General features: G+C 56.9%; 21 protein-coding genes and 2 tRNA genes. 8 read left to right on the top strand and 15 right to left on the bottom strand.

Features of this window, described 5'->3' with window-relative positions; translation table 11 throughout:
- The first annotated feature begins 168 nt into the window (after positions 1-168).
- From BJF97_RS11455 to BJF97_RS11445, 3 genes are all read left to right on the top strand, one after another.
- Positions 169-1089: a Kdo(2)-lipid IV(A) acyltransferase gene (locus tag BJF97_RS11455; protein WP_004849864.1), complete on the top strand. Its 921-nt coding sequence runs from the start codon at positions 169-171 to the stop codon at positions 1087-1089.
- 186 nt (positions 1090-1275) lie between these two features.
- Entirely contained in the window at positions 1276-2526 is a 1251-nt protein-coding gene (gene mdtG / locus BJF97_RS11450) for a multidrug efflux MFS transporter MdtG (protein WP_014228827.1), read from the top strand.
- A gap of 91 nt (positions 2527-2617) precedes the next feature.
- Entirely contained in the window at positions 2618-3004 is a 387-nt protein-coding gene (locus BJF97_RS11445; RefSeq protein ID WP_004137236.1) for a MysB family protein, read from the top strand.
- Here BJF97_RS11445 and BJF97_RS11440 read toward each other — a convergent pair whose 3' ends face one another.
- The 3 genes from BJF97_RS11440 to mdoG form a co-directional block, all read right to left on the bottom strand.
- Positions 3005-3232 (bottom strand): YceK/YidQ family lipoprotein, encoded by a 228-nt coding sequence (locus BJF97_RS11440; RefSeq protein WP_004849859.1) that lies wholly within the window; start codon positions 3230-3232, stop codon positions 3005-3007.
- Positions 3233-3298: 66 nt separating this feature from the next.
- Positions 3299-5827: a glucans biosynthesis glucosyltransferase MdoH gene (gene mdoH / locus BJF97_RS11435; RefSeq protein WP_004849856.1), complete on the bottom strand. Its 2529-nt coding sequence runs from the start codon at positions 5825-5827 to the stop codon at positions 3299-3301.
- Positions 5820-7373, bottom strand: a complete 1554-nt coding sequence (gene mdoG / locus BJF97_RS11430; RefSeq protein WP_004101027.1) for a glucans biosynthesis protein MdoG — start codon at positions 7371-7373, stop codon at positions 5820-5822. The genes mdoH and mdoG overlap by 8 nt, the downstream gene beginning before the upstream one ends.
- 251 nt (positions 7374-7624) lie before the next feature.
- On the opposite strand from mdoG, the gene mdoC reads away from it, so the two are divergent.
- Entirely contained in the window at positions 7625-8785 is a 1161-nt protein-coding gene (gene mdoC / locus BJF97_RS11425) for a glucans biosynthesis protein MdoC (protein WP_004849851.1), read from the top strand.
- Between the two features lie 36 nt (positions 8786-8821).
- Here the strand turns inward: mdoC and BJF97_RS11420 are convergent, their stop codons facing one another.
- From BJF97_RS11420 to ghrA, 7 genes are all read right to left on the bottom strand, one after another.
- Entirely contained in the window at positions 8822-9412 is a 591-nt protein-coding gene (locus tag BJF97_RS11420) for a TetR/AcrR family transcriptional regulator (protein ID WP_004849849.1), read from the bottom strand.
- 46 nt (positions 9413-9458) lie between these two features.
- Positions 9459-10013, bottom strand: coding sequence for an O-acetyl-ADP-ribose deacetylase (gene ymdB, locus BJF97_RS11415; protein ID WP_014228822.1), 555 nt, complete (start codon positions 10011-10013; stop codon positions 9459-9461).
- 89 nt (positions 10014-10102) lie between these two features.
- Positions 10103-10408, bottom strand: coding sequence for a type 1 fimbrial protein (locus tag BJF97_RS11410; RefSeq protein WP_014228821.1), 306 nt, complete (start codon positions 10406-10408; stop codon positions 10103-10105).
- A 290-nt stretch (positions 10409-10698) separates the two neighbouring features.
- On the bottom strand, positions 10699-11190 hold the full coding sequence (locus BJF97_RS11405) for a DUF1097 domain-containing protein (RefSeq protein WP_103449196.1): 492 nt from the start codon (positions 11188-11190) through the stop codon (positions 10699-10701).
- A 103-nt stretch (positions 11191-11293) separates the two neighbouring features.
- Positions 11294-11848 carry a TorD/DmsD family molecular chaperone gene (locus tag BJF97_RS11400; RefSeq protein WP_014228819.1) on the bottom strand — a complete coding sequence of 185 codons (555 nt, stop codon included), beginning with the start codon at positions 11846-11848 and terminating at the stop codon, positions 11294-11296.
- Positions 11849-11870: 22 nt separating this feature from the next.
- Positions 11871-12608 carry a phosphatase gene (locus BJF97_RS11395; RefSeq protein ID WP_014838074.1) on the bottom strand — a complete coding sequence of 246 codons (738 nt, stop codon included), beginning with the start codon at positions 12606-12608 and terminating at the stop codon, positions 11871-11873.
- 85 nt (positions 12609-12693) lie between these two features.
- Positions 12694-13632, bottom strand: a complete 939-nt coding sequence (ghrA, locus tag BJF97_RS11390) for a glyoxylate/hydroxypyruvate reductase GhrA (RefSeq protein ID WP_032692826.1) — start codon at positions 13630-13632, stop codon at positions 12694-12696.
- A 269-nt stretch (positions 13633-13901) separates the two neighbouring features.
- Here ghrA and BJF97_RS11385 point away from each other — a divergent pair.
- Positions 13902-13989: transfer RNA gene (locus BJF97_RS11385), tRNA-Ser, on the top strand.
- 347 nt (positions 13990-14336) lie between these two features.
- Here BJF97_RS11385 and BJF97_RS11380 read toward each other — a convergent pair.
- The gene (locus tag BJF97_RS11380; protein WP_032692827.1) at positions 14337-15242 is read right to left on the bottom strand and encodes a LysR family transcriptional regulator; all 906 of its coding nucleotides are present in this window, start codon (positions 15240-15242) and stop codon (positions 14337-14339) included.
- A gap of 114 nt (positions 15243-15356) precedes the next feature.
- Here BJF97_RS11380 and BJF97_RS11375 point away from each other — a divergent pair, with 114 nt between their 5' ends.
- The 3 genes from BJF97_RS11375 to BJF97_RS11365 all read left to right on the top strand — a co-directional run bounded on the left by BJF97_RS11375 (position 15357) and on the right by BJF97_RS11365 (position 17148).
- Positions 15357-16217 carry a pirin family protein gene (locus BJF97_RS11375; protein WP_014228815.1) on the top strand — a complete coding sequence of 287 codons (861 nt, stop codon included), beginning with the start codon at positions 15357-15359 and terminating at the stop codon, positions 16215-16217.
- Between the two features lie 20 nt (positions 16218-16237).
- Complete coding sequence (locus tag BJF97_RS11370) at positions 16238-16915, top strand: isochorismatase family protein (RefSeq protein WP_014228814.1); 678 nt, start codon at positions 16238-16240, stop codon at positions 16913-16915.
- Between the two features lie 145 nt (positions 16916-17060).
- Positions 17061-17148, top strand: a tRNA-Ser gene (locus BJF97_RS11365).
- Between the two features lie 343 nt (positions 17149-17491).
- Here the strand turns inward: BJF97_RS11365 and BJF97_RS11360 are convergent.
- From BJF97_RS11360 to BJF97_RS11345, 4 genes are all read right to left on the bottom strand, one after another.
- Entirely contained in the window at positions 17492-20566 is a 3075-nt protein-coding gene (locus tag BJF97_RS11360) for an efflux RND transporter permease subunit (protein WP_032692828.1), read from the bottom strand.
- Positions 20563-21711 carry an efflux RND transporter periplasmic adaptor subunit gene (locus BJF97_RS11355; protein ID WP_032692829.1) on the bottom strand — a complete coding sequence of 383 codons (1149 nt, stop codon included), beginning with the start codon at positions 21709-21711 and terminating at the stop codon, positions 20563-20565. Before BJF97_RS11355 ends, BJF97_RS11360 begins: the two co-directional genes overlap by 4 nt.
- A gap of 79 nt (positions 21712-21790) precedes the next feature.
- Positions 21791-22987 (bottom strand): sensor histidine kinase, encoded by a 1197-nt coding sequence (locus BJF97_RS11350; protein ID WP_070082906.1) that lies wholly within the window; start codon positions 22985-22987, stop codon positions 21791-21793.
- Complete coding sequence (locus BJF97_RS11345; protein WP_014228810.1) at positions 22984-23679, bottom strand: response regulator; 696 nt, start codon at positions 23677-23679, stop codon at positions 22984-22986. The genes BJF97_RS11350 and BJF97_RS11345 overlap by 4 nt, the downstream gene beginning before the upstream one ends.
- Positions 23680-23694: the final 15 nt, after the last annotated feature.

The raw sequence follows: 23694 nt of genomic DNA, 5'->3' as shown, positions 1-23694 counted from the left end.
GGGCATCATATAGCAAACACGCTTAATTTACATCCCCACATTTTGCGCTACATTTTTCTCACCCATATTTGCTTGCGTTAACATTAAATGCCATCTGCGGCCGGTATTTTGGCTGAGGCATAAAAAAATGCGATAATAGAACACGTTGCTTAATTAAACAGGTATGAGATGACCCATTTACCTAAATTTTCCGCAGCGTTGCTGCACCCGCGTTACTGGTTGCTTTGGCTCGGGATCGGCCTGCTCTGGTTGGTTGTTCAACTGCCTTATCCGCTGATTTATCGCCTCGGAACCGGTCTTGGCCGCCTCGCCATGCGGCTAATGAAGCGCCGGGCCAAAATAGCCAACCGGAATCTGGAGCTCTGTTTTCCCGATAAGAGCGAGCAAGAGCGTCACCGCATGGTCGTGGCAAACTTTGAATCCGTCGGCATGGGGTTAATGGAAACCGGCATGGCCTGGTTCTGGCCGACGAAGCGTATTGCGCGCTGGACTGACTCCATCGGCGTCGAGCATATCCGTGATGTTCAGGCGCAAAAGCGCGGCATTTTGCTGATTGGCATTCATTTCCTCACGCTGGAGATGGGCGCGCGCATGTTCGGTATCAACGAGCCGGGCATTGGCGTTTATCGTCCAAACGATAACCCGGTTATCGACTGGCTGCAGACATGGGGACGCCTGCGCTCCAACAAAGACATGATCGATCGTAAAGATCTGAAAGGCATGATCCGCGCGCTGAAAAAGGGTGAAGTGATCTGGTATGCGCCGGATCACGACTATGGCCCGGCCGCCAGCGTATTTGTGCCGTTTTTCGCCGTTGACCAGGCCGCGACCACCTCGGGCACCTGGATGCTGGCAAAGATGTCTAAAGCCTGCGTTGTGCCGTTCGTGCCGCGCCGTAAACCGGACGGTAAAGGCTATGAGCTGATTATCCTGCCGCCGGAGTGCGATCCGCCGCTGGACGATGCGGAGACTACCGCCGTCTGGATGAACAAAGTGGTAGAGAAGTGCATATTGATGGCGCCGGAACAGTATATGTGGATGCATCGCCGCTTTAAAACGCGTCCTGAAGGCGTTCCTTCTCGTTACTAGCGCCTCCCGGCGCGCGCTCGCGCAATGACCCCGCATCTGAATCCGGATGCGGGGTAAGCCCCGCCGTTCAGGGCCCTCCTTTAGCTTTAAAAGCTCTCCTCCATTGCGGCAACCATTTCTCAGGCGCATAATTAGCAGGCTCATATTTTCAATTATTTGACCTGCGCGGCAGGCCAGTGGAAACCTATGCCCTCTGCTGATACCCCCATTAACTGGAAACGTAATCTCACCGTCACCTGGCTCGGCTGCTTTTTAACCGGCGCCGCCTTTAGCCTGGTGATGCCGTTCCTCCCTCTCTACGTCGAACAACTCGGCGTAACCGGCCATAGCGCCCTCAATATGTGGTCAGGGCTGGTTTTCAGCATTACCTTTTTATTTTCCGCCGTGGCCTCCCCCTTCTGGGGCGGTCTCGCGGACCGCAAAGGACGCAAAATTATGCTGCTGCGCTCGGCCCTCGGTATGGCAATCGTTATGCTGCTGATGGGCCTGGCGCAGAATATCTGGCAGTTTCTGATCCTGCGCGCGCTGTTAGGTCTGCTCGGCGGATTTATTCCTAACGCCAATGCGCTGATAGCGACGCAAATTCCCCGTCATAAGAGCGGCTGGGCGCTGGGGACCCTCTCTACCGGGGCGGTCAGCGGCGCGCTGCTGGGGCCGCTGGCCGGCGGTTTCCTGGCCGATCACTGGGGATTGCGTACCGTCTTCTTTATGACGGCAGGCGTGCTGTTTATTTGTTTCTTATTTACCCTTTTTCTCATCCGCGAGAACTTTGTCGCCGTCAGTAAAAAAGAGATGCTCAGCGCGAAAGACGTTTTCACGTCGCTTAAAAATCCGAAACTGGTGCTGAGTCTGTTTGTGACATCGCTGATTATCCAGGTGGCTACCGGTTCCATCGCGCCGATTTTGACGCTTTACGTGCGCGATCTCGCCGGCAACGTCAGTAATATTGCGTTTATCAGCGGCATGATAGCTTCAGTCCCCGGTATTGCCGCCCTGCTTAGCGCCCCTCGCCTCGGTAAACTCGGCGACCGTATCGGTCCGGAAAAAATCCTGATCGTCGCGCTGGTGATTTCTGTCCTGCTCCTGATTCCCATGTCGTTCGTCCAGACGCCGCTGCAGCTGGGTATCCTGCGCTTCCTGTTAGGTGCCGCCGACGGCGCGCTGCTGCCGGCAGTGCAAACGCTGCTGGTGTACAACTCCACCAGCCAAATCTCGGGCAGAATATTCAGCTATAACCAGTCGTTCCGCGATATCGGCAACGTCACGGGCCCGCTCATCGGCGCATCGGTTTCCGCCAACTACGGCTTCCGGGCAGTCTTTTTAGTCACCGCCGGTGTGGTGCTGTTCAATGCGGTCTACTCGACCTTGACCCTCGGTCGCTCCCGCCGCCCCCGGGCAACGGACAATCCGGGTTCCGGCACGCATTCGGTAAATTAATGTCCGTGTGGCGTTCACCTCCTTGACGCATTGCCAACCGCCTTCTATAGATTGAATCGTGTTCATTTCTATTCATCTTAGGAGGTTAGCCATGCCAAAGGATTCGATGTTCTATGCCACGCTTGAAGAAGCAATCGATGCAGCCCGCGAGGAGTTTCTGGCTAATAATCCCGATAGCGACGAAGAGAGCGCCAGCATTGAGCAGTTAAATATCCAGAAGTACGTACTCCAGGACGGTGATATTGCCTGGCAGGCCGAATTTTTCGCCGACGAGGATGAACAGGGCGAATGTCTGCCGGTCCTCAGCGGTCAGGCTGCGCAGAGCGTCTTTGACGGTGATTATGATGAGATTGAGCTTCGCCAGGAGTGGCTGGAAGAAAACACGCTGCACGAATGGGATGAAGGCGAGTTTCAGCTTGAACCCTCTCTCGATACCGAGGAGGGCCAGGCTGCCGCCGATGAATGGGATGAACGCTAATTAGTTATAGGGGCCATGGCTGGCGTCAAGCGGCAGCAGTAGCGTATCAAACACCAGCGAAAAGGGCAGATCGAGAATAGTGATATAGCGCCATGCTGAATCACGAACATCCCACTGAACGCCGGGATAGTACTGGTTTCCATGGCCCTGGCCAGGCACTGTGCGGCTGATAATACTCCCGCAGCCGCTGAGAAACAGCGTCATTGCGATAACCAGTAAAACTCTCATCAACAACCTCGATTTTCAGGTAAAAAAATACCGGCGCCATTGCCGGTATTTTCCTTAACGTACGGCTTACTTCGTTTTTAACGCCAGCGGATTCAACGTCAGCTGCTGATAGGCGCCGACCCACGAAGAGTATTTCTCCGGCGCGGCCCACACGCGATAGTGCAAGCGTGACATCGTGACCGGGTCGCTCAGCAATACCAGACGACGATCGCGGTTTAGTTTATCCGGCGTCTCATTCAACGCCTGCTCAACGTGACGTTCGCGAGCGATATCCAGAATATGCCCGTGACGGTGGCGCGCGGTGGCCATCGCCGTTGCCAGCGCGTTAAACGACGGGTTAAATACCGCATGCATAAAGCCGTCGTCCAGCGAACGCTGACGGTTGAGCGTCAGGTAAGCGTCAGTATCTTTAAGCACCTGCGGCGGGGAGTACTCTTCCGGGATCAGGAACAGCTTCCAGCGTTTAGTGCGCAGGCCGATGGTGGCGCGGCTGGAAATGGCCGACACGAACGGCGACAGAATCAGCGACACCACAATCGGCGCCAGCCAGAACAGGAAGCGCAGATCCAGCCATGCCATGCCCACCGCCCAGACCAGACCCAACAGCATCTGCGAGCCGTGACGCATAAACGCTTCGCCCCACGGGGTAGAGTCGTCATCACGCTGCGGCGAGTTCCACACCACTTCCCAGCCGAGGAACGCGCTGACCACAAATACGGTATGGAACAGCATACGCACCGGCGCCAGCAGCACCGAAAAGAGCACCTCCAGCAGCAGAGAAAGGGTCACGCGGATAAATCCGCCGTACTCTTTTGGCCCTTTACACCACACCAGGATAATACTCAGCAGCTTCGGCAGAAACAGCAGCACCATGGTGGAAGCAAACAGGGCAATGGCCAGCTCCGGACGCCACTGCGGCCAGACCGGGAACAGCTGCCGCGGCTGCAGAAAGTACTGCGGTTCGGTCAACGCATGCACCACCTGCAGGGCAGTTGAGAGCGCAAGGAACATAAACCACAGCGGCGCCGACAGGTATGACATCACGCCGGTCAGGAACACCGCGCGGTGAACCGGGTGCATCCCTTTAACCAGGAACAGGCGGAAGTTCATCAGGTTCCCCTGACACCAGCGGCGATCGCGCTTCAGCTCGTCCAGCAGGTTCGGCGGCAGCTCTTCATAAGATCCGGGGAGATCGTAAGCAATCCAGACCCCCCATCCGGCGCGACGCATCAATGCGGCTTCGACGAAGTCGTGCGACAGAATGGAACCCGCGAAGTTACCCTCACCCGGCAGCGGCGCGAGGGCACAGTGCTCAATAAACGGTTTCACCCGGATAATGGCGTTGTGTCCCCAGTAGTGCGATTCGCCCAGCTGCCAGAAGTGCAGCCCGGCGGTAAACAGCGGGCCGTAGACGCGGGTGGCAAATTGCTGACAGCGAGCATACAGCGTATCCATGCCCGACGCGCGAGGCGATGACTGGATGATACCGGCATTCGGGTTCGCTTCCATCAGGCGCACCAGGCCGCTCAGGCACTCACCGCTCATGACGGAGTCGGCATCCAGCACCACCATGTAGCTATACTGGCTACCCCAACGGCGGCAGAAGTCATCAATGTTACCGCTTTTGCGCTTCACGCGGCGGCGGCGGCGGCGATAGAAGATCTGCCCTTCGCCCTGCACTTCGGCAATGAGCTCCATCCACGCCTTTTGCTCTGCCACGCAGATATCCGGGTTGTAGCTATCGCTCAGGATATAGACATCAAAGTGCTCAGCGTTGCCGCTGGCCTTTACCGACTCCCAGGTCGCACGCAGGCCCGCGAATACGCGGTCAACGTCTTCGTTGCAGATCGGCATGATCAGCGCCGTGCGATGCTCCGGGTTCAACGGCTCATTCCCGACGGTCGAGGCTGAGATACTGTACTTATCACGCCCGATGAGCAGCTGCAGGAAGCCCATCAGCGCGGTCCAGAATCCCGCTGAGACCCAGCAAAAAAGCACGGCGAACAGGATCAGGATCCCCGACTGCAGCACATAGGGCAGCAGCTGCATAAAGGAGATCCACAGGTTCTGCCCCACCATATCCGCCGGGTTAATCAGCGCCCAGCCCTGGTAGGGCAAAATGGTTTTCATGTACCACGTCGCCACCACGGTCTGCGCCAGCGTTAGCAGCAGAAGTATGTAGCGGCGGATAGAGCCGACGGTACGCCATTTCTGCTCGCTCTCCTGCTCTTCCTGGCTCAGGCGAGAAAGATAGCGCGGCGTCACGTCGCGTCCGCGCAGCCGATCCCAGAAGCGCCCGACCGGGTTAGTCCGCCAGGGGTCCGGAAACATGGAGGAGCGTTTTGCTTTCGGCATGGCGTTGAGCTGAGTGCGCCCTTCGTCATCCTTAACCAGCTGGTTACCGGCCAGCGAATCTGGCCAGCTGTGCTCCAGCCGCGATTTTACCGATCCCAGCGGGGAGTCGTCTTCGCGGTGGTAAACGTGATGTTCAGCGTCCAGTGCTTCATGTACGGCCTGCAGACTTGCGTCAGGTAACGCGCGTTTTTCTGCATCCGACAGCGGCAATGCGTCGATGTACTTCGTTATCTTATTCATTGGCAGGCAGCTGATAGCTCCAGGTTTCGCTCAGCGTCTGGTCGGTATTGACCAGGGCTGCGCGCATATCCGTGGTTTTCTTAGGATCTTTCACTTTGACGCGCAGGATCATACGCCAGCCTTTCGTTACTGGGTTGTAGCGCACGGTATTTTCGACGATTTCAGCGTTATCGCCGATGCTGGCCTGGGCAGTCACTGGCGTATCTGCGGGCAGCTTTTTCATCTCGGCGCCGGTGAAATCGACAATAAAGGCAATGGTGCCATCAGGCTGGCGGATCAGGTTCGATTGCTTGACGTCGCCGGTAGAACGGCGGGTCTGCATAACGTAAGCGTTATCCGGCGCATGCAGTTTGTCTTCGTCACGGCTGAAAGTGATGGTGTATTTGAAGTTCATCTCTTTGCCGGGTTCCGGCAGCTGATCCGGCGTCCAGTAGGTGACGATGTTATCGTTGGTTTCATCGTTGGTCGGGATCTCGACCAGTTCGATTTTCCCTTTGCCCCAATCACCTTTCGGCGTAATCCACGCGCTTGGGCGCAGATCGTAGCGGTCGTCGAGGTCTTCAAAACGCGAGAACTGACGGCCGCGCTGCAGCAGGCCAAACCCCTGCGGGTTTTCCATTGCGTAGCTGCTGACGGCCAGGTGTTTCGGGTTATTGAGCGGACGCCAGATCCACTCACCGTTACCGGCAAGAATGGACAGCCCGTTGGAGTCGTGCAGCGCCGGGCGGTAGTTGGTGGTCGGAGACGGCTGATGCGGCCCGAACAGGAACATGCTGGTCAACGGCGCCACGCCCAGTTTACCGACTTTGTCACGCAGATAGACCTTAGACTGCACGTCCACCACGGTATCGCGACCGGGCATGATCACAAAGCGATAGGCGCCGGTTGCGCGCGGGGAATCAAGCAGCGCATAAATCGTCAGGCGTTTATCGGTGGCTTTAGGACGCTCAATCCAGAACTCACGGAAGCGCGGGAACTCTTCTCCGGACGGCAGCGCGGTATCGATAGCCAGTCCGCGGGCAGAAAGCCCATATACCTGGCCCTGACCGAGCACGCGGAAATAGCTGGCTCCGAGCATGCTGACGATCTCATCGTTCTTGTCTTTGCTGTTGATCGGATACAGAACCTTAAAGCCCGCAAAACCGAGGTCTTTAACCGTGTCTTTATCGTGCTGAACGTTGCCAAAATTAAAATAGTCCGGGCTATATTTAATTTTACGTACGCTGGTTGCCGTCACTTCATTAATGGTGACCGGCGTATCGAAATACATTCCCTGGTGATAAAACTCGAGCTTGAACGGGCTTTTCAGATTATTCCAATAGGCTTTGTCGTGATTAAACTGAATTTGCTGATAGTCCGCATACTTCATGTCGCGGAAGGCAGAGGGCAGGTTACTTTTAGGCGCTTCAAAGCCTTTGCCGGCTAACGTTTGTGCCTCTTTTGCGACGTCATCAATGCTGAATGCCCATGCAGATGAAGTACACAGGGACAACATTACGGCTGCGCTTAACCAACGCATTTTCATCATCTGTGGTTTATGTTTCATATAAGTAAGCACTTCCCCCTTTGTGTGCTTAAATCGATCCGATCTATTTTAATGGAAACTCAGGCATTCCGACAACATAATCCCTGCATTGTTCGGCATCGCGGCACAGGGAATACACAGTTACTGCCCCGTTTGCACTTTGCGTGCTTATCCTGGAGACAGTTAACCAGAGTTCATGTAGGGTTGCAGAGAATTTAAACGTTATCACGTTGAGTGATAAGACGAATTGTCTGAGAATGTAGTGATATTGTATGAATAATACTCCGGTACAGCGTGAATATTTTTTCGATAGCATCCGCGCCTGGCTGATGCTATTGGGCATCCCTTTTCACATTTCGCTCATTTACTCCAGCCACAGCTGGCATGTTAACAGCGCCGAGCCCTCGTGGTGGCTGACGTTATTTAACGACTTCATCCATGCCTTTCGCATGCAGGTCTTCTTTGTGATTTCCGGCTATTTTTCCTACATGCTTTTTCTGCGCTATCCGCTGAAAAAATGGTGGAAAGTACGCGTTGAGCGCGTCGGCATTCCCATGTTAACGGCGATCCCGCTCCTGACCCTGCCGCAGTTTATTATGCTGCAGTACGTCAACGGTAAAGCGGATAACTGGCATACGCTGTCAGGCTATGACAAGTTCAACACCCTCGCCTGGGAGCTGATCTCTCATCTGTGGTTTTTGTTGGTGCTGGTGGTCCTGACGTCGCTGGGCGTGGTGATGTTCAAATGGCTGACGCGACCGCGTTCTGCCGCTGCGCCCACCTTTGGTGACACCGTCACATTAGGCCAGCTGTCGATGATTTTTCTCGCTCTGGGCGTGCTGTACGCGGTCATCCGCCGCACTATTTTTATTCTCTATCCGCCCATTCTCAGCAACGGTCTGTTCAACTTTATCGTGATGCAGACGCTGTTCTATCTGCCTTTCTTTATCCTGGGCGCCCAGACGTTTATTAACGCGCGGCTGAAGACGATGTTCACGACTCCCTCGCCGTGGTGCTTTGTGGCGGCTTTACTGGGATTTATCGCCTACCGACTGAATCAGCAGTACGGCTCGGGCGATGGCTGGATGTACGAAACGGAGTACGTGATTACGATGGTGCTGGGGCTATGGATGGTCAACGTGGTCTTTTCGCTTGGCCACCGTTTGTTGAATTTCCAGTCCGCGCGGGTGACCTACTTCGTCAACGCATCGCTATTTATCTATCTGGTGCACCACCCTCTGACCCTGCTCTACGGGGCATGGATAACCCCGGTCATTCAATCAAATACCCTTGGATTTATCACCGGGCTGGTTTTTGTTGTCGGGATTGCACTGGTGCTGTATGAAATTCATCTGCGGATACCGCTGTTGCGCTTTCTTTTTTCCGGAAAATTCCAGCAAAAGACGGCTAAGCCGCAAATTTCCGCCAGTTAAAACAGGGAGCTGCTGTGTGGAACGCACATAGCAGCGCTATTTTTGCGCAAACAACAGCTGAAAGACATCGCGGTACAGGCTCTCCATCGCCGCTTTATCTACCGTCGGAGCCGTCGCCAGGTCGCAACGGTATGCCGCCCCTTCCGTTAATATCGCGATAAATTCGCAGGCGACGCTAATTTGCTCCGCGGTCATCTCAGGATGGTAGTGGCGGGTAAGCCGTCCGCCCTCCTCTTTCAGGCGACGATCGGCCTGGATCATAATTTCACGCAGGCGCGGATTTCGGGACGCCTCGGCGTTAATTTCCATCAGCAGATAATTATCGTTTTTCGTAGACTCGGTCGCGGGGAGCACGCCGGCTAAAACTGAAGCCATGCGGGCTAAATCATGATTCCCGGCAACCATTTCACCCACTCTGGCATTCACGATCTCGCTGACGATAACTTCGATGATCTCTTCTTTGCTGGCGAAAACGCGATATAGCTGGCCTACGCTAAGGCCAGCCTGACGCGCAATATCCGCTACGGAGGCGCCATGCAGGCCCTTTTCCGCGAAACATTTTTGTGCCGCGGCAACAATTTCCATCCGGCGAAGCCGTTGTTTTTGTAGAACCTTCCCTTCAGTCACCGATGACTCTCCCGTTATGATAGTTTCCCGCCTTCGCAGGAAACTATCATATCTTATTCTGATGGCCGAGTTGCGCGCGACTCGCCTCGAGTAATTGGGTATAGATGCCGGCGGTTTCGCTATCAAAACAAACGAAATAAACGCGCTCCAGCGGATTGTAGCGAGTGAGAAAGGCAGTTACCGTCCGCACGGCTATCTCCGCGGCAGCCTGTTTAGGGTAACCATATACGCCGGTGCTGATAGCAGGAAATGCGATGGATCGGTAATTATTTGCCGAGGCCAGCAGCAGGCTATTTTTGTAAACGTCAGCCAGTAATTCCGCCTCCTGCCTGTCACCGCCGTGCCAGACCGGCCCTACGGCGTGAATCACCGCGCTGGCGGGCAGATTTCCTGCCGCCGTAATCACCGCATGACCCGGCGGACACTCTCCCTGCTGTTGCCGCACAACTTTACAGGCAGCCAGCAGTTCCGGCCCTGCCGCGCGGTGAATCGCCCCGTCCACCCCGCCGCCGCCAAGCAGCGACGGATTAGCCGCGTTGACGATAACATCGACCTCAAGCCTGGTAATATCGCCGAGAACCACTTCAGGTTGAACAGCCATTTCTCCTCCTGTCGGCATACGTCTTGAAAGGAATACAGGAGGATAATATGGCACGATAGCCCCCGGGGCGAAAGCCCGGGGGCAGAGGGTTACCGATAATCAACATCCAGAATGGCGAGGGTCCGTTGCGGATTAATATAGCGTAATTGCGCAGAACGGATATTTTCGTTGCGGATATTCCCTTTCTCAAGCTGCTGAGCGGAAATTTTAATCGTCTCCGCCCGCGGGCAATCCATAATAACCTGATTATTGATTGCATCGAGCTGGCAAGGTGCTTCCACCACCCGTCCGTAAAAATGGACGACGCCAGCCACGGTCTGTTCGGCGATCGCAGGACTAATAAACGAGGGTAATATAAACAGGGCTGCAAGCGAAGCATATCTAATTGTTTTCATTATAAAACTCCTCTGCATATCGGTATAGCTACTGAAGAGCACCAGCCATCCATGAGTGCGACGAGTTATATTTTTTTACTTCACTTTAATTATATTAACAATTTTAAAACAAAAAATATCATTTGTTTAAATGTGCTAACAAAATCGATTCACTAACTCCCGGTACAGTTAAAGTTGCGGATATATAAGGAAAAACAAAACGGCGGGAAGATTTATGATGAGGTAATACTTGGCAGCAAAAACAGCCAAAGAGCCCGACGGGCTCTTTGGTGATAAAAAAGTGGGATAGGTTAAAAAGATTCGCGACTTTGATTAGCCAGAGATTTATTTTTCTCCGCCCGGGTCGCCAGCCACAGGCCGCTATTTTTCATCGCATAGCCAAATACCAGGCCCAGCACGAGTGAAGGCACAACTAAACGCCAGTCGCCGCCGGCGGCAAACGTCGCACACGCGCCGATAAAAGTACCCGGCACAAAAGAGAGAATCAGCTGGCGCGCCTGGATACACATCAAAAACGCCACGACGCCGGTCATGATATAGCTAACCACTTCCAGCTGCGGCGCCAGCGCGCTACCGTGAATAATCACCAGCGCCCACACCACGCCGCTCATGACCGTACAGGTCGAAATAAGCAGCCCTTTTAACCCACCTTGCGGACAGGCAAAGTAAGCCGTACAGCCGAGGAAACCTGCCCAGCTCAGCAGACCCAATGCGACGGCCACCCATCCCCAGATACCGGAGAGAATGCCCGTCGTTAATGCGATTGCGAAGAGTATGTTCATGGCGCGTATCATAGCAGAAACGCGCCCGTCAAATGCGACACGGAACACACTAAATGAAATTAAGAATGCTTTGTTGCAATTAAATTGTGACTTTGATCGCAATTTATTGCTCATTTTCTTCCTGCAGCTCATCCCACATGGCGGAGAGGGCTTCACGAGTCAGCGGGGCCATGGCGCGCCAGAACGGCGTGGTTGCATGGGCTTCAACTTTGCCCAGGAACTCGCCGCACCACGGCAGAATATACTCAGCGAACAGGGTTTCCAGAACGTCGCTTTCATCTTCCGGCGCGTGATCTTCCAGCCACGAAGCGGCCAGCAGCAAGGAGCCTAAATGATCCGCCGCGCCCTCCCCCGTGGGGACACCATGCGCGCTGAGGAAAGCGCGAACGTCAGCTTCCGTAGCGCCTTCTACCCATGCGCTGCGGTATGGCGCCACGCGGCACTCTTCACCGACAAACAGCGCGTTGTATTCGGCGGACAGAGACGGCATATCGCAGCTTTTTTGCAGACGCTCCAGCAGTTCATCCTGCTCCAGCGGCCAGCTTGCTGCCAGCTTCCCTTCGCGAATAAGGGTAAACAGCGGCACCAGCAGCGGGTCCTGCGGCTGACGATAATAGAGAGAGCCCAGCACGCGGCAGAGGATTGAAAACTCGTTCATTCATTTATTCCAGTTATTCAAATTAAAGTTCAGCAAACTCAGGAATCGCAGGCATCCCACGCGATTCAAGAAAATTAAGCAGACGCCGCGGCGTCACGTTAAGAATTCGCTCTTCCGGAAAATCAACAGCATCGAGGATTTTGCGACATTCGCTAAATTCACCAAGCGTGAATGCCGTATGGGAATCCGAGCCCAGCGCAACCCAGCCGCCGGCATCGCGTACGGCCGCGGCAACGGCACGGCAGTTATCTGCGCTGCCAATGCGCGACGAAACAAAGGATGAGTTATTGATTTCCAGCGCCACGTGGTGCTTCGCCGCTGCCGCGGCAATGGCCGGGATATCAACGGGAAACTTAGGATTACCCGGATGGCTAATGATATGCACCGCGCCGCTCGCTATCGTGGCGATCATCGCTTCGGTATGCGTTGCTTTATCCTTTGGAGGGAACACCGGCTCGTGAAAACCGGCAATGATCAGGTCCAGCGAGTTGAGCATCGGGCCGGTACAGTCAATTTCGCCCTGGGTATTTTTGATATTGGCTTCGATACCGCGCAGGATACCAACGCCCTCCACCAGCCGCGGCCAGATACGCATATTAATAAAATGCCAGTAGTGAGGCGCATCGGCCATATCGGGCCCGTGGTCGGTAATGGCAAAAAGTTTGATCCCCTTGCGCTTTGCTTCTGCAATATAATCGTGCAGGGTACTGTAGGCGTGGGTGCTGGCGACGGTATGCATGTGCAGGTCAACAGGATACATCACAATCTCCTTCTCTGTTTGTGGCAAGAATAGCAGGAATCTGCGCCTGTGATCAGCAAAAACCCCGCTCATGCGGGGCTGTCGCTTAGTATCCCAGCTGGCGATCGACCTGCCCGTTGACCGTTTCACCTCGTTCTAACTGACCGATGGTTTTGGCGATATAAGCCATGGCTTCCAGAGGCCGGGTGACGGCGGCAACATGCGGCGTCATCGCCACTCGCGGATGCCGCCAAAGCGGGCTCGCTTCAGGCAGCGGTTCGCGGCTGTACACATCCAGCATCGCGCCTTTCAACTTGCCGCTATTCAGCGCGTCCAGAAGATCGTCTTCCACCACATGAACACCGCGAGCCAGATTCAGCACGTAGCTGTTATCCGGCAGCTGCGCCAGGCGCGCGCTATTAATAATTCCAACGGTTTCCGCCGTGTTGGGCAGCAGGTTTATCAGCACTTGTGTTCCGTTGAGGAACGCATTCAGCTCCTCTTCTCCGGCAAAGCTGGTGACCTGCGGCCAGGATTTGCGGCTGCGGCTCCAGATGCGTAACGGAAAACCCCAGCTTTGCAGGGCTTCGGCCACTTTCGCGCCAAGCACGCCCGCGCCCATGATGCCGATGGTGAAATCTTCACGCTGATACTCCTCCAGCGGCTGCCACCGCGCCTCTTGTTTTAATGCCTGATAGTCATCAAAACGACGGAACCAGTGCAACACCTGGCTCACCGCGTATTCTTGCATCTGCAGCCCCATGCCGGTGTCTTCCAGACGGAACAGCGGAGTTGACAGCGGCAGCATTTCCGGGTGTTCCCGCAGTTTGCTGAGGATTGAATCGACGCCGGCGCCAAGGGCAAAGACGGCTTTAAGCTGGCGGCCCTGGAGCATTTCTACCGGCGGATGCCAGACCAGCGCATAGTCAGCGGGTTGATTATCTCCGGGTTTCCACTCGCGGACGCGCGAGCCGGGCAGCTGTTTTTCCAGTTCCGTAATCCAGAAAGGGGTGTCGAACGTGGGGTGGTAAAAGATGATATCCATAAAGGCTCCTGATAGCCGACGCTGCTGGCAGGTTAGGTTAGCGTCGCGTTTTACTCGTTGTTTTCTATTAGATTGCCAGCATAGCAAATTTCATTCGCCGAGCGTGCGAAAAAGGGAATGGCGATAAAAAAAATCGATTTTCGCCCATTTAGGGAGCAAGTTGCTTGAAGTTTGGCTAAACGCGCGATTTTTTAAAAAAGTTGATTGACGGGAGATACGTATTTCCCTAAATTAGCGCCCGTTCCCGGCAACAACGGGAAAGACAATATGGTGAGGTGTCCGAGTGGCTGAAGGAGCACGCCTGGAAAGTGTGTATACGGCAACGTATCGGGGGTTCGAATCCCCCCCTCACCGCCATATTTTAAGAAGAGCTCGTACGCAAGTACGGGCTTTTTTTTTCGCCTGCTGCGCTCCGTCCGGTAGCCCGGACAGATGCGCAGCATCGCCTCCGGGAAATTCTGCTACTCCGTACTCTTCTCCCGGAGCGGCGCACAGCGCGTGCCTGGGCTACAGTACCGCAGATTGCCGATAGCCCGTAGCCCGAGTAAGGCGTTTACGCCGCAACCCGGGGAATATGCCGTGACGTGGTATTGCTGTGGCTTCTTCCCGGCTTGCGCTGCGCTTAGCCGGGCTACCGGGCCGCAGATTGCCGGTAATCCGAGCCGGGCAGGCGCATCGCGCCGCCGCCGGGATTGTGGCAAATGCTAATCCTCTTCCATCCGCTGATACTCTTCGCTGAGAAAATCCACCAGCGCCCTGACCGAGGGGAGTAATCCGCGACGAGAGGCAAACACCGCATGGATCACCTCCCTGCGCGGTTGCCACTCATCGAGGACAACCACCAGCTCTCCGGCGGCCAACTGATCGCGCACCATTAATAAAGGAAGCTGTACCACCCCAACGCCGGCAATGGCCGCTTCACGGAGCGCCAGCATATCCGTGGTGACCAGCCGGGGAGTAAAGTAGATTTCCGCCCTTGCCCCCTCCGGGCCGGTCAACTGCCACTTATGCTGATGTTTGCCCGCCTCCAGGCTTAACCCCGGCCAATCGCTTAGCGCTGAAGGAACCTGAGGCTGCCCCTGCCGCTCCACCAACCGTGGGCTGGCGACCAGACGGTGCCCGCGATCGGCCAGAACACGCATCACCAGATCGCTATCTTCTATCGGCCTTGGACGTACGCGAATCGCGACGTCGACGCTCTCTCCAACAACATCAACGCGTCGGTTGGTCGCTTCCAGCTGCAGATTCACGCCCGGATAGCGCACCATAAATCGTGCCAGCATCGGCCCGATATGCGCATGCAATAGCGTTACCGGGCAGGTCAGCTTTACGCTCCCGCGCGGCTCGGAACGCAGGGTTTCCACCGCCTGTTCTGCCGCTTCCGCCTCGATCAGCATCGCTTTGCAGTGCTGATAAAAGGTCAGGCCAACTTCCGTTACCGCAAACTGCCGGGTTGTACGTTGAATTAAACGGACGCCGAGGCGTTCTTCTAGCTGGGCGATACGACGGCTCAACTTGGATTTGGGTTGATCGAGCGCCCTGCCCGCCGCGGCAAAACCACCGTGATCGATCACCTGTACGAACCAGGCTAAGTCATTGAGATCCTGCATCCTTCCCCCATCGTTCCATTTTTAGAACAGTATAGGTCATTTTTGCTATCTAGCGGACTATTAGTGGCGAATCTATGCTTATCCACATCAGAAACAGCTATTCAGGAGACTGCCATGAAACAAATTACAGGTATCTACACCGCGCCTTCACAGCACTGGGTAGGCGATGGTTTCCCGGTTCGCTCAATGTTCTCTTACCAGACTCACGGCGAACAGCTAAGCCCCTTCCTGCTGCTCGACTACGCAGGCCCCCATCACTTCCCGGCGGGGACAGGCAAACGCGGCGTCGGCGAACATCCGCATCGCGGATTTGAAACCGTCACCGTGGTCTATTCCGGCGAAGTTGAACATCGTGACTCTACCGGCAGAGGCGGCGTCATTGGGCCGGGCGATGTGCAGTGGATGACCGCAGGCGCCGGGATCCTGCATGAAGAGTTCCACTCGGCGGAATTTACCCGTACCGGCGGCGAGCTGAAGATGATTCAGCTCTGGGTCAACCTCCCGGCGAAAGACAAAATGACGCAGCCGGGATACCAGAGCATCACTGCTGATGTGATTCCTGACGTTGAGCTGCCGAATAATGCGGGCCATATGCGGGTTATTGCCGGGCGCTACGAAGATATTGTCGGCCCTGCGCACACGTTTTCTCCGCTTAACGTCTGGGACCTGCAGCTTAACCAGAGCCAGGAAATCACGCTGCATCAGCCTGCCGGCTGGAGTACGGCGCTGGTCGTTCTGGAAGGTGAAGTGGTGGTGAACGGCGAGGGTAGCGCCCGCGAGGGTCAGCTGGTGGTGCTCAGCCAGAAAGGAGAAGCGCTCCACCTCTCGGCCAGTAGCAACGCAAAAGTACTGCTGATGGCCGGTGAACCGCTGCAGGAGCCGATCGTGGGCTACGGCCCCTTTGTGATGAATACCAAAGCACAAATCGCGGAAGCGGTTCGTGATTTTAATAGCGGCCGCTTCGGCCAAATCTGATATTGAATGAGGTGAATAATATGTCTACCCCAGCTAACTTTAATGGTTCTCGTCCGGTTATTGATGTCAATGATACCGCCATGCTGCTGATTGACCACCAGAGCGGTCTGTTCCAGACCGTGGGTGATATGCCGATGCCGGAGCTGCGGGCGCGCGCCGCCGCGCTGGCGAAGATGGCTTCATTAGCCGGGATCCCGGTGATCACCACGGCGTCAGTGCCGCAGGGACCAAACGGTCCGCTGATCCCTGAGATTCATGCGAACGCGCCCCATGCGCAATATATTGCGCGTAAAGGAGAGATTAACGCGTGGGATAACCCGGAATTTGTTGCCGCGGTAAAAGCGACCGGGCGTAAAACGCTGATTATCGCCGGTACCATTACCAGCGTCTGCATGGCGTTCCCGTCCATTGCCGCCGTCGCCGATGGCTATAAGGTTTTTGCCGTCATTGATGCTTCCGGTACCTATAGCAAGATGGCGCAGGAAATCACCCTCGCCCGCGTCGTCCAGGCTGGCGTCGTGCCGATGGATACCGCAGCGGTTGCTTCTGAACTGCAGCGCACCTGGAACCGCCCGGATGCCGCTGAGTGGGCCGAGGTGTATACCAAGGTCTTCCCGGCATACCAGCTGCTGATCGAGAGCTACGCCAAAGCTCAGGACGTGGTGAAGAATAACGAACAGCTTGATTCACAGCGTTAAAATGACTGCCCCGCCGTGCTACGGCGGGGCAGTGTTCATTGCTTAACCGAACGATAGCGAAAGCATAAATACTGCTTGACCGTTTTAGCGCAACTCCCTATAGTAGCGCCCCGTTGCCCACCCAAGGTGAGCGACAAAACAATATGGTGAGGTGTCCGAGTGGCTGAAGGAGCACGCCTGGAAAGTGTGTATACGGCAACGTATCGGGGGTTCGAATCCCCCCCTCACCGCCATATTTTAAGAAGAGCTCGTACGCAAGTACGGGCTTTTTTTTCGCATATAGCACCCGCCGGGGGGATGAGAAGCCCCGACCGGGGTTCGACAACTGGCGACAGCCAGTTGGACAGATGACGAGCCTGCGAGGAATCTGCCCCGACAAAATTGCCGGGAGCAATTTTGCACAGCGCCTGCGCTGGCCCCGAAGGGGCGAGGCCCAGGGACGGGCCGAGTAACGGCGAGCGCAGCGAGTCAATCCCCCCCTCACCGCCATATTTTAAGAAGAGCTCGTACGCAAGTACGGGCTTTTTTTTCGCCTGTTGCACCCCGACCGGGGTCGCCCCCGGCCATCCTGTGTTATTAAGCGGCGGGACGTTTTTTCCGGTATCTCCCCCTCTCCAACAGCAGGCTAAAGGACGCCGGCAGCACGGTTAACGTGACGAGCGTCGCGACAATCAGCCCGCCAATGATGGCATACGCCATCGGTCCCCAGAATACCTGGTGAGAGATGGGGACCATACCCAGTATCGCGGCGCAGGCGGTCAGAAATATCGGCCTGGCCCGGTGCTCTGCGGCGGCAATAATAGCGGCATCGCTTTCCATGCCCTGAGCCAGATTGCCGTCAACTTCAGTGATAAGTATCACGGCATTGCGGATAATCATCCCCGCCAGCGCGATGACGCCGAGCAGAGCCACAAATCCCATTGGCGTGTCGCCCGGCAGCATGGCCATAACAATCCCCGGCAAGCCGAACGGGGCCATGAACAGAGCCAGCAGCATACGGGAATAGCGCCGCAGCTGAAGCATCAGCAATAACAGCATAATGCCGAGGGTGACGGGTAAAATATTCAATACCGAGCTGTTGCCTTTTTCGGACTCCGCAACCACCCCGCCTTCGACAATGCTGTAACCGGTGGGTAAACCCGCGCGCAGTTGATCCACCGTCGGGCGCAGACCGTTCGATACGCCTTCTGCCCGCATCCCCGGCGCGAGGTCGGTTTGTACGGTGATAAACGGCAATCTTTGCCGACGCCAGAGCACCGGATCGTCCACTCCCCAGGTCGGCGTGGCCACCGCGCTGAGGGGAACTTTTTCTCCACCGCGCCCTTCAACCGTCAGCGATGACAGGGTGGCAAGATTCAATCGCTCGCTGTCGTTCGCCCGCAGCACCACATCAACCAGCCGGTCATTGTCTCTCAGCGATGTGACCGTCGTGCCTGACCAGACGGTATTAAGCGTCTGCGCCAGGCTCTGCGATGACACGCCCGCCGCCCGCGCGGCAGTCTGGTTCACCTGCAGGACGATGGTTCTCTCCGGCTCGCCGGCGGTCTGGTTTACCTCCCGGGTTAACGGCGAGCGCCCTATCGCCTCGGCCAGACGCCCGGCATACTCTCTGACCTTGAGATAATCCGGCCCGCTGACCCGGTATTTGATCGGCCAGCCCACCGGAGGCCCTAGCTCCAGAGGAGAAACGCGCGAAGTCAGATCGCTGAATTGCGTGGTCAGCAGCGTGTTTAACTGTTCCCGCAGGCGGTCGCGGGCGGCCAGGTCTTTCGCCACCACCACCAGCTGCGCCGTATTTTCATTATCCAGCAGAACATCCATCGGCAGATAAAAGCGGATGGCGCCCGCCCCAATATAGGTCGAATAATGGTCAATGTTGCGATTCCCGGCGAGCGCCCTTTCCAGCCTCTCCGTTTGTTTCTCCGTTTCCGTCTGCGAAGCATTGGCCGGAAGCGTCAGGCTGACCAGCAGCTCCGGGCGATCAGATGAAGGGAAAAACTCCCCCTGCATAAACGTGGTCCCGTACACCGACAGCCCCAGCGCGGCCAGCGCAATCCCCAGGGTGGCAAGCCGGTGGCGCAGCACCGTACGCAGAAGTCGTCCATATCCCCGCGCCATGCGGCCCGGGCCTGCGGCACGATGTTTCAGCTTTTCCGGCAGCAGCCACGTTCCGGTCAAAGGGGAGAACAGAATCGCCACGACCCATGAATTCAGAAGCGCCATCAGCACCACGGCAAACAGCGAAAAGCAGTATTCGCCCGCGCTGGATGAGGCAAAACCGACGGGAATAAATCCGGCAATCATGACCAGCGTACCGGTCAACATCGGAAATGCCGTGGTTTGGAAAGCGTACGTCGCCGCCTGCCGTCGCGTATCGCCGGCCTCAAGCCGGGATACCATGGTTTCCACGGCGATCATGGCATCATCCACCAGCAGCCCTAGCGCAACGATCAGGGCCCCGAGAGAGATGCGCTGTAGACCAATGCCTGCCAGCATCATCCCGGTAAAGGTCATCGCCAGCACCAGCGGGATCGCCGCGGCCACCACCAGCCCGGCCCTTAATCCCAGCGAGACAAAAGAAACCGCCAGCACAATCAGCACGGCTTCCACCAGTACCCGGACAAATCCGCTTACGGCGCCGCTGACCACCGCCGACTGGTCAGCCACTTTAACTATCTCGATGCCGTGCGGTAGCCCGACGCCGATGGCGCGCATTCTGTTATTCAGCGTCTCGCCAAAGCGCAGCATATTGCCCGTCGGCGCCATGGAAATCGCCAGCCCAACGGCAGTACGTCCGTTGACGCGAAACTCCGCTGAAGGCGGTTCGGCCGCGCTTCTTTCAATCGTGGCAATATCGGTCAGGGGAAGATAGCGATCGTTGATGTGCAGGATGACGGCGCGCAGGCTCGCTTCGGTCCTGAGGGCCCCGCTGACGTTTAGCGTGATATTCTCCTGCCCGGTGCGCAGGGTTCCTGCCGGCACCACGGCATTCTGGGCCTTCAGAGCGTCCGCAACCTGCTGAATGGTAAGCCCCATACCGGCCAGCCGGGCGGGCGAAAAAGCGATGACTATCTGCTCCTGCGGCTCGCCAAGGAGGACCGTTTTGCCGATATCCGGCACGGACATCAGTTCACGGCGGATCGTCTCCACCCGCTGTCGCACCTCCTCAAGGCTATATCCGTCAGGGATAAATCCGTAAATGGTACCGTACGTGTCGTCAAACTCATCGTTCACGCTCGGTCCCTGCGCGCCTTCCGGCAGCGATGGCGCAATATCCTGCATTTTTTTGCGGATCTGGTACCAGATCGCCGGGACGTTGTGCGCCGGGGTGTCATCGCGGAGATTAATATAGATAACCGTTTGCCCGGCTCGGGTTTCACTTTCGATATAATCGAGCCAGGGCGTTTCCTGTAATTTTTTCTCCAGGACATCCGTCACCAGATGCGTGGTATCCGTTACCGACGCGCCCGGCCACTGCGCAGAGACTACCGCCGTTTTGATAGTGAAAGCCGGATCTTCATTTCGCGGCAGCAGCGTATAGCTGAGCGAACCGATAACCATAATCAGCAGCATAAAGAAACTGACCATTTGCGGGTTTTCCAGCGCCCATGCAGAAAGGTTAAAGCGATTTTTTGACGGCGCTATTTTCACGGCAGCCTCTCTCCGGCGACGACTTTTTCGCCCGGGCGCAGCTTGCTAACGCCGGCGGTAATAACCCGGTCGCCGGGCACAAGGCCGGAGGCGATGATCGCGGAAGAAGCCGTGTAGCTGGCGGGAACGACAACGCGCAGCTGCGCCTCCATCTGCGGGGTGATGACAAAGACGGCCGGTTTATCTCCGCAGCGGCTCAGCGCAGAAGCCGGTATGGCGTACCCCGTCGAGCCTGATGACGGCAGCCTTACCGTGACGCTGGCGCCCAGCGCCATCGCGGCGGGCGGTTTCTTGAGCGTTGCCCTGACGCGCCATGTCCGGGTCTGGGGATCGGCCTGTGGGCTAATATCACGCAAAACAGCATAGGCCTTCACCCCGGCATCGCTGAGCAAAGCAACCTGAAACTCTTCCGCCCTTTGCGCCTCAACCTTAGCGGGATCCGGGATATCAAACACCACATCGCGCGCCTGACCCGCCGCCAGCGTCACCACCGTCTCTCCGGCGCTGACCACCTGACCGGGAGAGGCGCTGACCGCCGTGATAACCCCCTCACCCGGCGAAGTAAGACGCGTCCAGCCCAGGCTTTCCCTGGCGTTGCGCAAAGCGGCCTCGCTGCTCTTCACCCGGGCGCTGGCGACCAGCCAGTCCGCCTGCGCGCTGTCCAGCTGAGAGCGGGCGATTGCGCCCGTGGCGATGAGCTTCTGCATGCGGTTAACGTTCAGCGCGGCGACCCGGGCGGTCGCTCGGGCGCTCTCATCGTCAGCCGTCGCGCTGTCCAGCTGATTTCGCGCGCTGGTCTCTTCAAGCGTCGCCAGCAGCTGCCCGTAGTTGACCCGATCGCCGACATCCACCGCGCGCGTCAGCATCCTGCCCGCCGTACGAAAGCTCAGGGCCGTCTCATCATGCGCGTGGATTTCGCCCGTTCTTTCCAGAGCGGGAAGCGTCGCCGGGGAACCCACCACCACGTAGCGCACCGGGCGGGCCGGCGCGGGCTTTTCGGCGCTTTTATCGCCGCAGCCCACAAGCGGTACGATCATCAGGACCAGTACGATCGGCGGCAACAGCGCAAACCAGGATAGCGTCCGTTCTGCGCCGAGGAAAGCGGACACGCACTGACGAAGGGAAAGAACTAACTCATATAACATAAACGCCACTCCGTTCGGGAAATGGCGCCATTACATGACACATTCATCGAGAATGGCTCGATGTTGTGTCAAGGGATTATCAAGGCAGGCTGTTTTCTTCTGTGGCGGGAGCGTACGGCAGAACAACGCGAATCTGCAGACCGCCGCTCGCCGGTAGCGACGCGCTGATGCGCCCCCCGTGCGCCACGCAGATAGCGCGCGCAATGGATAATCCGAGGCCGCTGCCGCCGGAGTGTCTGGCGCGGGACGCCTCCTCGCGGGTAAAACGTTCAAACATTTCCGGTAAAAAATGCCTCGCCACGCCGGGCCCATCATCGACAAAATCAATGGTGTAAGCGCCCTCGCCGCGGCGCAGCGTAATTGCCAGATGTCCCCCCCTGCGCCCGTAGCGTACGGCATTTTCCATCAGTACGCTAAATACCTGTCCCATGCGAAAAGCATCGCCGCGGAAGGGACAGGACGGCGATGGCTGAATGGCGATCGTCACGCTCTGCGCGTCCGCCTGCGGCGTTAACCATGCGGCTCGCTCCTGAAGGAGCTCATCCAGACAAAATAGCCGCTCATCGAGCACCAGATTGCCGGCATCCGCCAGGGAAAGCAGATGCAGCTCATCGGTTAATCGATTCAGATGCTGGAGTTGTTTCATCACCATCTCCAGCTGCTGCGGCTGGGTATCAAAAACGCCATCCAGCATGCCCTGCAGACGGCCAATCGCCGCCGTCAGCGGGGAGCGAAGCTCATGCGCCATCGCAACATGCGAGGCGCGGAGTTCTTTATCATAGCGGGCCAGCTGGCCGGTCATTTTGTTAAAGTCGGCAGCAAAGCGGATCATTTCCGCTGGCGCGTCCTCAATCAGCTCCGCCTGGCGGCCAAATTGCCCCCCGGTGACGTCCTTCGCCGCATCACGAAGACGGCTGAACTGCAGCGAGAGCGGACGGGCGTAGCGGAGCCCCATAACGACAATGAAGGGGATCATGACCAGCACCAGCACCGCCACGGTCACCCAGTCCGCCGAGGCGATAGAGGGCGTGGAATAGCTCAATCCCCACCAGGTATCGACAATATGATGAAAACGCGCCGGGTTGGCCTCCGGATTGCGGCTGAGCGCAATGAATTCCTCCCGCAAAGCGGGCGGCATTTTGTGCATGATCCAATAGTTCTGCACGGCGAAACGCAGCCACATACAGGTGGCGATAACAATCACGCTGCCGATGGCCAGCGCCAGAATGCGCCCGCAAATCCAGCGCCAGAGAGAGGAGTGACGGGTCTTCATCATGGCTGTCTGAACCTGTAGCCCACGCCGCGAACGTTGACTAGCACCCCGGATACCCCCGCCCCCTCCAGTTTTTTACGCAGGTTATAAATATGCGTATCCACCACGCGCTCAAGCGCTTCGCTCTCAGGAAGGCAGCGCTCCAGCAGATACTGTCGCGAAAAGGGACGGACGGGGGCGCGCATCAGCGTAGCCAGAAGCGAAAACTCGGTCGGGGTAAGATCGAGAACATGGACAGATTCCCCCGGATTGCTGACGGCCGCGACGATGGCAGCGACGTCCACCTCCAGCCCCTGCCAGCGCAGAATGTCTTCCTGCGTCTCCGCTTTGCGGCTCCGCCGGAGCACGGCCTGAACTCGCGCCACCACCTCGCCAGGATGATAGGGTTTCACCACATAATCGTCGGCGCCATAGCGCAGCGCGCCAATACGATCGGGCATATCCCCCATCGCGGTAACCATAATCACCGGCACATCGCTTTTCCGCCGCAGGCTGGCCAGCACCTCGGTGCCGTTCAGCCCGGGCAGCATCACGTCCAGCAGAATCAGATCGGGTTTCCAGCGCTGCGCCATATCCAGCCCAGCGAGGCCATCCACGGTGACCGCCACATCATAGTTTTCCCGGCGTAAATAGGCCTCAAGCACCCCGGCCGCATCGGCGTCATCTTCAATTATCAACACTCTTCTGGACAACATCTGTTCACCTTGACC

The sequence above is a fragment of the Klebsiella sp. LTGPAF-6F genome, assembly GCF_001753185.1.
GTDB lineage: Bacteria > Pseudomonadota > Gammaproteobacteria > Enterobacterales > Enterobacteriaceae > Klebsiella > Klebsiella michiganensis.
This window is presented reverse-complemented; position numbering and strand designations above follow the sequence as displayed.